Origin of the sequence: Microcoleus sp. B4-C2 (assembly GCF_036705265.1) — a bacterium.
Classification (GTDB): Bacteria; Cyanobacteriota; Cyanobacteriia; order Cyanobacteriales; family Microcoleaceae; genus Microcoleus.
In genome coordinates, this window is the sequence record NZ_JAUBUB010000141.1 from 1 (window position 1) to 11,199 (window position 11,199).

The following is an 11,199-nucleotide window of genomic DNA, read 5'->3' on the forward strand; positions in this document are numbered from 1 at the left end:
GCTAGTTGCTAAAACTCCACAGTTAGATTGAGTTTCTTAGGAGGACTTTTGCTATGAGACAGGGGTTTCAACCCCTGTCGGACTGTCGGATTATGGCAAATCTCGGACTGTTAGATTACTGTCGGAATATGGCAAATCTCGGACTGTTACATTACTATCGGAATATGGCAAATCTCGGATGGTTAGATTACTATCGGAATATCGCAAATCTCGGACTATTAGATTACTGTCGGAAGATGGCAAATCTCGGATTGTGCGAATCTCGGACTGTCAGGGCGCGACAGTTGGCTGATGGGTTAACATAAAAATAGAGCAGTTTGCGATCGCCCGCAGCGCATTTCAGGGACACAGCCTACCGATTCTAGATTCGAGAATGACTCCCACGTAAAAACAGGAAAGCCTAAATCATGCTAATTAGTCTCGACTTAGTTATCAGCATCCTGACGACAATTCCCTTCGGCACTATCAAAGACAAGTTTCAGCGCAACGAAACCGTTATCAAATTATTAAAAAGATTTAACCTTGACCCGGATGCTCCGCCAGCCGATTTTAGCGGAGTTTATGTTTATACTTTAGTAGAGTACGGCGCTGGCAAACCCAAGCAGATTTTAGAACTGTTTCGCCAAAAAGAGATTGAATCAGCATTTCGCAAAGCCTTCGAGTCCGATAGCCCAGCCATTTTAATTCAAGCAGGCGATGAATATCTGAATGAGAGTGCTTTAGGCAAAGAAATTCGAGATTTAGGCATTGACCCCCGACGGGAATTCATGGCATTTGCCGCCGTGTTTATGGAAGTAGCCAAGCGGACGCGGACGCTGGGAGATGTGATGGTGGGAAATGCGATCGCCTCTTTGCAAAAACGGCTATCTATGGTAATGGATCGCATCGAACGCCTCCCCACTATCGAAGGAATTCGCACCGAATTTGCACGACTGGAATCTGAAGATTATCCCGCACTTCCCGCAGCATCAACTAATATTCAAAAGTCTCAAGCTTTTATTTTATCACAACAAGTTCGCGGGTGGTTTGAAACATTAAGTTATAAGTTTGAAACCTATCAAATCTCGGAGGATAACTATTTTGAATGGATTATCAATGTTCCTGTCAGACGCAATCGGTACGATCGCATTTTAGTGCGCGGAATTGCCGGAGAAGCCGGACTCAGAGACATCTCAGCCTTGCGCGAGTCGGTGGAAAAACAGCGCACCGATGAAGGGTGGTTAATCACCGCCCGCCGCATCAGTCGCGCCGCGCGGGATGAGGTAGAGAAAGATGAAAATCGTAATTTAGCTTGCTATACCTTCGATGAATTACTCGACCAAGATGCCGATTTTACCGCTTATCTGGATTGGCTAGAAACAGAAATAACCAGCCGAGAAATTGATACTAAATATGTGCCGCTAGCCTGTACCAAAGAAGAAATCGACCCCGATACTCACCGCAAGATAGGCGTGAGTCATTATGACGGGCGAGATGGCTGGATCGAAGGTTATATTGACCTGTGGTTAAATGACCCAGTAAAAGAACATATTTCAGTTTTAGGAGAATTTGGGACTGGGAAAACTTGGTTTGCGATGCACTATGCTTGGATAGCACTGCAACGCTACCGAGATGCTCAAAAACGCGGCTTAGAACGTCCGCGTTTGCCGTTAGTAATTCCTTTGCGAGATTACGCCAAAGCAGTTAGTGTCGAGTCGCTATTTTCCGAGTTTTTCTTTCGGAAACACGAGATACCTTTGGCGGGTTATTCTGCCTTTGAACAACTGAATCGCATGGGCAAATTTCTGTTGATTTTCGATGGTTTTGATGAAATGGCCGCTAAGTGCGATCGGCAAGAAACCATCAACAACTTCTGGGAACTAGCAAAAGCCGTCGTTCCCGGCGCAAAAGTCATCCTCACTTGCCGTACCGAACACTTTCCTGAAGGCAAGGAAGGACGGGCATTGTTCAATGCAGAACTGCAAGCATCAACAACCATTTTAACAGGCGAAACTCCCCAATTTGAAGTCTTAGAATTAGAGAAATTTAACGACGAACAAATTGGGCTAGCGCTGTCATTTCAAACAGAAGCGGCGACAGTCGAAAAAGTCATGGGAAACCCGCAGTTATTGGATTTAGCGCGTCGCCCTGTAATGACCGAGTTAATTTTGGAAGCATTGCCCGATATTGAAGCTGGAAAACCCGTCGATATGTCGCGGATTTATCTGTATGCGGTGCGGCGGAAGATAGAGAGAGATATCAAAGCAGAACGTACTTTTACTTCTGTAGCAGATAAGCTTTACTTTTTGTGCGAACTGTCTTGGGAAATGCTGTCTACCGACCAAATGAGCCTGAATTATCGCGGTTTTCCCGATCGCATTCGCAGCCTGTTTGGTTCCGTCGTCCAAGAGGAAAAAGACTTAGACCACTGGCACTACGACATGATGGGTCAAACGATGCTAATCCGCAATGCAGATGGGGATTATACTCCGGCGCATCGTTCGTTGTTAGAGTTTTTTGTCGCTTATAAATTTGCAGCGGAATTGGGAGTTTTGGCCGCAGATTTTACCGAATTAGTTGCGCCGGAACAGTCTTGTGTCAATCCTGATGCAGAACCTCGATCGTACACTTGGTCTAATTATTGTCGGCTTCAGGCCCAGAAGAGAAATAAGAACGAACTTATCGCGCCTTTGAAAGGATTTGTTGCAGAAAGTTTAAGTGAACTTAGCCACAGTTTTGGACAAGCGCCACTGACGAAAGCAGTCATGGATTTGTTGTTGCCTATGCTAGTAGGGGCGGTGCCCCCGTGCCCGCCCGGCCAAGGTTTAGGGGCAACCACGGGGGGATTGCCGCTACTCAAAATTATAGAAGCAACACGGGGAAAAACTGAAAGCGAGGTAGGTTATGTGGGAGGGAATGCGGCGACGGTGTTAGTAAAAAAGGACAATGCTGCTTTAGAAGGAAAAGACCTTTCTCATACCATCATTAAAGGTGGTGATTTTACAAAGGCTAGCCTGCGGCGCGTCAATTTGACTGAGACAAATTTAGCAGAATCTGTTTTTGCTAAAGCGTTTAGTACAGTTAATTCTGTCTCATTTAGTCCCGATGGCAAACTGTTTTCTACAGGTGGTAGAGATGGTGTTGTTCGTTTGTGGGATGCAGTAAGTGCCAAAGAAATTTTAACTTGTCAGGTAGGTAAAAATTCAGTGCATTCAGTTGCTTTCAGTTCGGATGGTGAAAGGCTTGCCAGTGACAGTGTTGACAATAATATCCAGCTTTGGGATAGTCATACAGGAGAATGTTTGCGGACTTTCACCGGACATGAAAATTCAGTGCGTTCAGTTGCCTTTAGTCCCGATGGTCAATGGCTTGCTAGTGGCAGTTATGACAAGACTATCAAGCTTTGGAATAGCCATACAGGAGAGTGTTTGCGGACTTTAAAAGGACATAAAAATTCTATAAGTTTAGTTACCTTTAGTCCCGACGGTGAATGGCTTGCCAGTGGCAGTTTTGATAATACTATCAAGCTTTGGGATAAGCATACTGGAGAATGCTTGCCGACTTTTACCGGACATGAAAATTCGATTCTTTCAGTGGCTTTTAGTCCCGATGGTCAATGGCTTGCTAGTGGCAGTTATGACAAGACTATCAAGCTTTGGAATAGCCATACCGGAGAGTGTTTGCGAACTTTCACCGGACATGAAAATTGCGTGTGTTCAGTTGCCTTTAGTCCCGATGGTGAATGGCTTGCCAGTGGCAGTTTTGATAATACTATCAAGCTTTGGGATAGGCATACTGGAGAGTGTTTGCGGACTTTCACCGGACATGAATATTCGCTTCTTTCAGTCGCCTTTAGTCCCGACGGTCAATGGCTGATTAGTGCCAGCCATGATAATAGAATTAAGCTTTGGAATAGCCATACCGGAGAATGTTTTCGGACTTTGACCGGATATGAAAACGCGGTTATTTCAGTCGTATTTAGTCCCGACGGTCAATGGTTTGCCAGTGGTAGTAGTGATAATAGTATTAAACTCTGGGATAGCACTACTAGAAAGTGTATAAAGACTTTCAAAGGACATGAAAATAAAGTGCGTTCAGTCGCATTTAGTCCCGATGGTGAATGGCTTGTCAGTGGCAGTTTGGACAACAAAGTTAAACTTTGGAATAGCCATACAGGAAAGTGTATGAAGACTTTTACAGGACATGAAAGTTGGATTTATTCAGTCGCATTTAGCCCTAACAGTAAATGGCTAGTCAGTGGTAGTTATGACAATACTATCAAGTTTTGGAATAACCATACCGGAGAGTGTTTGCGGACTCTCATGGGCCATGAAGATAGAGTGCGTTCAGTGGCTTTCAGTCCCGATGGTGAATGGCTAGTCAGTGGCAGTAGTGACAATACTATCAAGCTTTGGAATAGTCATAGCGGAGAGTGTTTGCGGACTTTCACCGGACACAATAATTGGGTGAATTCAGTCACTTTTAGTTTTGATGGTGAATTGATTGCAAGCGGCAGTGATGACTACACTATCAAGCTTTGGAATAGCCATACCGGAGAATGTTTGCGGACTTTCATCGGACATAACAATTCGGTTTATTCAGTCGCATTCAGTCCCGCAAATCAACAGTTTGCAAGTGGCAGTGATGACAACACTATCAAGCTTTGGGATAGCAATACTGGAGAGTGTTTGCGGACTTTAAGCGGACATGAAAACGCCGTTCTTTCAGTCGCATTCAGTCCCAGCGGTGAATGGCTTGCCAGTGGCAGTGGTGACAACACGATTAAACTCTGGGATGTCAATACAGGAGAGTGCATCAAGACTCTCACAGATGGACTTTATGAGGAGATGAATATCGCGGGCGTTACGGGTTTAACTGAAGTTGAGAAAGCCACGCTCAAAGCTTTAGGGGCTGTTGAAAATTAATCATCGCAAAGGAGGAAGTATGCAGTCAGCAATACGGATTACCACCAAAGTTCTTGCAGGAAATAAACTGGAAATTCAAGTGCCGCCTGGATCTGTGGGCGAAGAGGTTGAAGTTTTTGTAATTATACCAGAAAAGCCTGAAGGCGGGCGGCGTAAAGTGTTGGAATTGCTTACAGAAATCCGCAGCCGTCATGTTTCCAGAACTGTGGAAGAAATTGACCGGGAACTAGAAGAAGAAAGAAACTCATGGGACAACTAAACCTACCATCCTTTGCTACAATTTACTTGGATACACAAATCATTATTTACACCGTTGAAGCTAACCAGAATTACTATTCGCTTCTTCAACCCTTGTGGCTGAAGTTTCAAACAGGTGAAATTGAACTTATGACCAGTGAATTGACGTTACTGGAAACCTTAGTTTTCCCTCTTAAAAATGCTAACACTATCTTAGTAAGTGACTACGAACAACTTTTATTATCCTCAGATATACAGCTAGTTCCCATCACTCAATCTGTACTGAGAACAGCAGCTAATTTAAGGGCTAATACCCATCTCAAAACCCCTGATGCTATTCATGCTGCGACAGCCATCAGTGAAGGTTGTACGCTGTTTCTCACCAATGACAATGGATTTCGTAATGTTCCCCATCTATCTGTTGTCATCCTGACTGATGTTTTGGCATCATAATCATAGGCGCTCGCATTCCCAAAAGAATGCTATTCTTCCCTTTGGATATATCTGAAAACCTGTTCAACGGTCAGGTTGAGTTCGGGGAAGGCAGATGACCAAATACGATTTCTGATAGGGCTTACCCACGGGTGGTCAGAAACCGGGTTTTTTACGAGAATACTTCGTTGAGGCCAGCAGAAATGGCCAAAAACCCGGTTTCTAACGCAGCCTACTGACTAAACTGTTGAGCGTAGTAGCCAGCATATCGATCGCCCTTTTCGAGCAATTCCTCGTGCGTCCCAGATTCGACAATTCTGCCTTTTTCCAAAACTAAAATGCGATCGGCTCTCCGCACAGTAGCCAAGCGGTGAGCGATAATAAACACCGTGCGATCGCGCATCAATCTTTCCAGCGCTTCCTGCACTAAACCTTCGGATTCCGAATCCAGCGCCGATGTCGCTTCATCCAAAATCAATATTCTGGGATCGAGCAAAACTGCACGGGCGATCGCAATTCTTTGTTTTTGTCCCCCAGATAAATTTACACCCCTTTCTCCTACCCAAGTTTGATAGCCGTCAGGAAACTGACTAATGAATTGATGAGCGTTAGCAATCTCCGCAGCTTTTTGAACATCTTTCAGTTCATAATAAGATTGACCGAAAGCGATATTTTGAGCAATCGTACCCGAAAATAAAATGGTTTCTTGCGGTACAATTCCGATTTGCCTCCGCAGAGTATTTAAGGTGACATCTTGAATATCAATACCGTCAATTAAAATCTGTCCCGCTTGCGGATCGTAAAATCTCGGTAGCAAATTTACTAAAGTAGTTTTACCCGCACCGGATGCGCCCACGAGGGCAATCATTTCTCCGGGCAGCACCAACAAACTCATGTTTTGCAGAATGGGAACCCCCCCTTGCCCCCCCTTATCAAGGGGGGGTTGAGGCTGTTTTCCCCCCTTATCAAGGGAGGGTTGGGGGGGGTAGGCAAAATTAATATTGCGGTATTCGACTTTGCCAGTAACATGGGGAAGTTCGATCGCGCCCTGTTTTTCGACTACTGTTGGTTGAATTGCTAATAATTCAAAAATGCGATCGCTAGAAGCTTCTCCCTGCTTAAAATCTCCGTAATTAGCAGTGGTAATGGCGATCGGGTCAATTAACAGTGCCACCCCTGCGATATAACTTATAAATTGAGTACCTGTGAGATTTCCTTGAGAAATTTGCCAACCTCCCAGGAAAAAGAGCAAAATCACGCTCATCGCTTCCAGAAAGCCAACTACAACGAACTGAAGTGCTTTTATTCGTTCTGACAGATACTTAGCGCGGCGGTTTTGTTCTGCTTCTTCTGCAAAGCGGGCAATTTCGTAGTCTTCAGCCACAAATGCTTTGATTAAGCGAATGCCACTGAATACTTCTGTCAGCAAAGCGGATAAATCAGAGATGCGATTTTGACTTTGGCGCGAGTAACTTAGCAGTCTTTCACCAAACCAGCCAATTAAAATAGCCATCAGCGGTGCAATAATTAATGCACCCAAGGTTAATTGCCAGTTGAGATAAATCATATATCCCAGAACTGCAATTAGCTGCAAAAAACAAGGGATAAACTGATGAAAAAATTTATTTACGACTTCGCCAATGCGGTCAATATCTTCTGTGAGGCGGTAGGATAAGTCTCCGGTTTTGGCAGTTTCAAAGTAGCCGAGATTGAGATTTTGAAGGTGTGCATAAACTTTTTTGCGGATTTCAAAAGCAATAGTCAAAGCTGCTTTTGCCATCAGCGTATCTTGACCGTACTGGGCTGTACCGCGAATTAGAAATATAATGGCGCTGAGTGCCGCAATTTGAGCGAACCCTTGTAAATCTCCTTTACCTATAAATTTGGCTGTTTCGCCAACTAGCCACGCTATAATTGGCCAAAATATGGTAAATACTACGGTACAAGCTAATGCTTTACCGATGGTTTGTTTTTGGGGACGGAGGTAGGGTAATATTTGCCAGTATGTCGATCGAGTTTTCAAGATATTTTGCCCTCGCAAATTCTGTTTTTGGGGATCTCTGCAAGAATATTCAAACTTCGATCCCCCCTAACCCCCCTTAATAAGGGGGGGACAAGATTATTATTGCAAGTTCCCCTTTTGAAGGGGGATTTAGGGGGATCTCTGCGTAAGTCATAGAGATATCTGAGCCAGAATATGATAACAGCGATCGGTAAATAATACTAATTCTCAAAACTCATGGAATAGTTGCTGTAGGGTGCGTCGCTATCTACAATCTTCAAAAACAGCGACAATCTCAAAGCGACGCACCTTACTATAACCTCGATCGGGTTTCTGGAAGTGGGTCGCCATTTATCAACAATCATTCTTGCCCGTCTGCATGAGTCGCTAGTACCTGAGCCCCCGCCACAACTTCGCCCCGAAAGGCGGCTGACTGTCCGGGTGCAAGAGTAACTGGTTGAGCGAAGATAAATCCGTTGTCAATTAAATTGCCTGACTCGTCCAAAACTTCATAATTAACTTTGACATTCTTGATTGTTTTGCAGCCTCGATTAAGCACTTGACCGCTGAAAAAGTTACCGTCATAATTAGCCGCCGCAATTGAAATTTTTGCAGCGATATTGGAACCGGGAATGCAAGTTTGGACAGTTCCCGAAGCTGGCTGTTTCTCGCACAATTTGCCCAAGTCTACTGTTTTGCCGTCGGGGGTTTTCATGTAGCAAAACGGCTCGTCAACTGGTGATTTTTGAGCCATTGTATTTGTAGCGTCTCCCAGCAAATGAAGAGCAGATATCGGCGAGATTAGAAAACTCGATAAAGCTACTGTTAAAGGTAAACTCCTCATGTTTTTTCGGCTTTTTCTGAAATAAATTGTACAATATAATGCAGCTAAAATTTAGCAATACTCCGGACAGTTTTTATATAGCCCAATGGCTTATTCTGTAGGACTTTGAGCCACTGTGGATAATTAAATGTAAGTCAGCTCCACCCCTGACTTACATTTAATTCGACTTTTTTATGATCCTTGCCCCGCGTAAGCTTGTAGTATCGTTCCAAAAACTGCCTGGAGTATTGAAGTGTATAACAATGGCGATGCTAAAGAAAATTACGCAGAACTAGAACTGCTTTCTCCACTACATCTTTTCAAACAGGGCGATCGCTATCAGTATACTGTGCGTTGGAGTCTTCATCAACTGCTGTCAAGTGATGTCAATGCTAGGGCAACACGCGACGCTATTGAAAAACTCCTAAAAGGGAAGTGATGGACGGGTACGGTCAAAAGTTACTCTGTTCTACCTGATCCTACGCCTGGAATTTTGAGGCGGATACGGTAAAGACCATTACTTGCAGTTCGGCAATTGCATTTTTCAAACAAACTCGGCGAGATCGGGGCTGTAATCTTTAGCCGATATCAGATGCCAATTGGTATTACCAACTAGCCTTAAGACCTGCTCGTGATACTGTACCAAAGTCGGACGGTGACCGACACTGATAAAGGCAGTTCCTGTTTCTTGGAGTAACTGATAGAGGCGTCTCTCGTTAGCCACATCCAATGCACTCGTTGATTCATCCAAAATAGCGTAGCGAGGTTTAGTCAGCAGTAGGCGTGCAAATGCTAACCGTTGTTGTTCTCCTAGTGACAAAACATCAGCCCATTCCAATTCCACATCAAATCCACCTACCCGTTCTGGCAAATGGGAAAGATTGACTTGTTCGAGCACTTCGTGCAGTTGTTCATCAGTAACTTGACCGCTGGTGTTGGGATATAGCAATTGGCTGCGTAAGTCCCCTAGCAGCATATAAGGCCGTTGGGGCAAAAACAGCGTTTCCTCCGGTTTAGGACGGACAATGCAACCCGTACCCGCATTCCACAATCCTGCGATCGCTCGCATTAACGAACTCTTGCCAGCGCCAGAAGGTCCAACAATCAAGACGCTTTCACCCTGCCCCACCTTGAAAGATAAATCTCTAACTAAGATTCGCTCATAGTTAGGCGTCTCTAAGGTAACCTGTTGGAGGGCTAGATAGTGCTGTTCCACAACATCAATCGTTGCCATGCCGGATCGAGGTGCTGCCATTTGCTCGGACAGAACCCGATCAAATGTTCCTAAACGATTAATCTGAGTGGTAAAGTTAGTTAGCATATCAAAATTCTCGGCAATAAAGCCCAGGGCACTTAAAATAGACACAAACGCTCCAGAAGCTTGCGTTACCTGCCCAAAATCTATCTGACCCGCAAAGTATCGAGGAGCTAAAAAAACTATAGGTAAATTTGTAAATATCATCCCGGTTCCTTGGGTAAAGAAACCAAGGTTACGCTGCAAGACAATAAGGTTATTAAAATTATTTAAAACTTCATTAAATCGCTGTGATACTGCACTAAGTTCACGCTTTTCACCTCGGTAAAATGCAATGGATTCACTATTGTCTCGAAGATGAACCAAACTATAGCGAAAATTTGCTTCTCGTTGTAACTGATTGAACTTTAATCTACTTAACCTCTTACCTATAAAGATAGTGAAAACAGTTCTAAAAGCAGCCAGTAAAAATACAACTAAAGTCAGTGTCCTGTCAATTGTAAAGAGAACGCCGAGAAAAGAAATTATTGTGACAACTTGGTTGAATAATAATCCCCAAATATCAATATTTTGCTTAACAAACAAATTAACGTCTTCAGCTAAACGCTGATCGGGATTATCAACCTTATCATTGAACTTAATTTTGTAGAAACCTTGATTGCTAAAATATTTCTTCAGTAAGTGATTCGTTAGCCACTTTCGCCAGTAGAGTTGCAGTACATTTTGCGAATAGAAGAAGGAAACCATAATGGGCGTGAATATGGCAAACACACCCAATAGCATCAACCACATCTTATAGAAGTCTGAAACATTCTTTCCCGTGACTGCATTCATCAAGTCCCGCATAATATAGCTCAGGACTATGTTTACAGCATTGAAACCTAGCATTAATAACATTACGAGGGCGAACAACCCCCTAGCTCCCCATTTTTCTCTGGAAAAAAAGTAGGGGTTTGCGATCGACCAAAACTGCTTTACCGACTGCTTCAATTGATTCATCTTTTCTTATGGGTAAAAAAAATTGTGCTTTGGTGGAAACTATCTGTAGCGGATGGGGCAATTCTCATCGTTCTTGTCCATCAACGACACCTGGTATGGGTGATGCTCCCGTGGTACTTCCCTAATGATGCTCGGATCACTTCAGGATTTCTATCTTAAGGTAGATGACACATCTTGAACATCAGTAATTTTACTGATGAAACGGAACTTACCCCGCACACGGGGTAAGTTCCGTCTGAAACCATTGCGAGGTGAGACTTGCCCGGAGCCTCCAAGTCTTTTAGATGACTACAATCTCTTACAACCCTTATGTGGCTGGGTTTTTGCTTAAATTCATCAGAGAACAATACTCTCGCCCTAAATATTGAGAAAATCTTAAATACATGACTACGGTTTGTCGGCAGTCAAGTCGCTAAAACCGAGACGGGACAAAGAATACAGCCCCCAGAACTACCCCCGCAGGCAGGGTGGATTAATTGTCCCCAAGTAAATTATAATAGTCGAGCGCGGGCGGCTCGAGTCCGCTCGCGCGCCACTATCCTACAGA

8 protein-coding genes are annotated in these 11,199 nt (G+C 44.0%); 5 read left to right on the top strand and 3 right to left on the bottom strand.

The genetic code is table 11. The features are described 5' to 3' along the window. Positions 1–53 precede the first annotated feature (53 nt). From QUB20_RS26730 to QUB20_RS26745, 4 genes are all read left to right on the top strand, one after another. Entirely contained in the window at positions 54–305 is a 252-nt protein-coding gene (locus QUB20_RS26730; RefSeq protein ID WP_333236612.1) for a hypothetical protein, read from the top strand. 102 nt (positions 306–407) lie between these two features. Continuing rightward, positions 408–4,904 (top strand): WD40 domain-containing protein, encoded by a 4,497-nt coding sequence (locus QUB20_RS26735; protein ID WP_333250938.1) that lies wholly within the window; start codon positions 408–410, stop codon positions 4,902–4,904. 19 nt (positions 4,905–4,923) lie between these two features. Beyond that, on the top strand, positions 4,924–5,163 hold the full coding sequence (locus QUB20_RS26740) for a hypothetical protein (RefSeq protein WP_333236608.1): 240 nt from the start codon (positions 4,924–4,926) through the stop codon (positions 5,161–5,163). After that, the gene (locus QUB20_RS26745) at positions 5,151–5,594 is read left to right on the top strand and encodes a PIN domain-containing protein (RefSeq protein WP_333236606.1); all 444 of its coding nucleotides are present in this window, start codon (positions 5,151–5,153) and stop codon (positions 5,592–5,594) included. Before QUB20_RS26740 ends, QUB20_RS26745 begins: the two co-directional genes overlap by 13 nt. A gap of 211 nt (positions 5,595–5,805) precedes the next feature. Here QUB20_RS26745 and QUB20_RS26750 read toward each other — a convergent pair whose 3' ends face one another. Next, a complete protein-coding gene (locus tag QUB20_RS26750; protein ID WP_333250941.1) occupies positions 5,806–7,596 on the bottom strand; it encodes an ABC transporter ATP-binding protein in 1,791 nt (596 codons plus the stop codon). Between the two features lie 340 nt (positions 7,597–7,936). Beyond that, a complete protein-coding gene (locus QUB20_RS26755) occupies positions 7,937–8,329 on the bottom strand; it encodes an FxLYD domain-containing protein (protein WP_333291779.1) in 393 nt (130 codons plus the stop codon). A gap of 322 nt (positions 8,330–8,651) precedes the next feature. On the opposite strand from QUB20_RS26755, the gene QUB20_RS26760 reads away from it, so the two are divergent. Further along, positions 8,652–8,837, top strand: coding sequence for a hypothetical protein (locus tag QUB20_RS26760; RefSeq protein WP_333250946.1), 186 nt, complete (start codon positions 8,652–8,654; stop codon positions 8,835–8,837). A gap of 105 nt (positions 8,838–8,942) precedes the next feature. Here the strand turns inward: QUB20_RS26760 and QUB20_RS26765 are convergent, their stop codons facing one another. Next, the gene (locus QUB20_RS26765; RefSeq protein WP_333250948.1) at positions 8,943–10,652 is read right to left on the bottom strand and encodes an ABC transporter ATP-binding protein/permease; all 1,710 of its coding nucleotides are present in this window, start codon (positions 10,650–10,652) and stop codon (positions 8,943–8,945) included. Between the last annotated feature and the right edge of the window lie 547 nt (positions 10,653–11,199).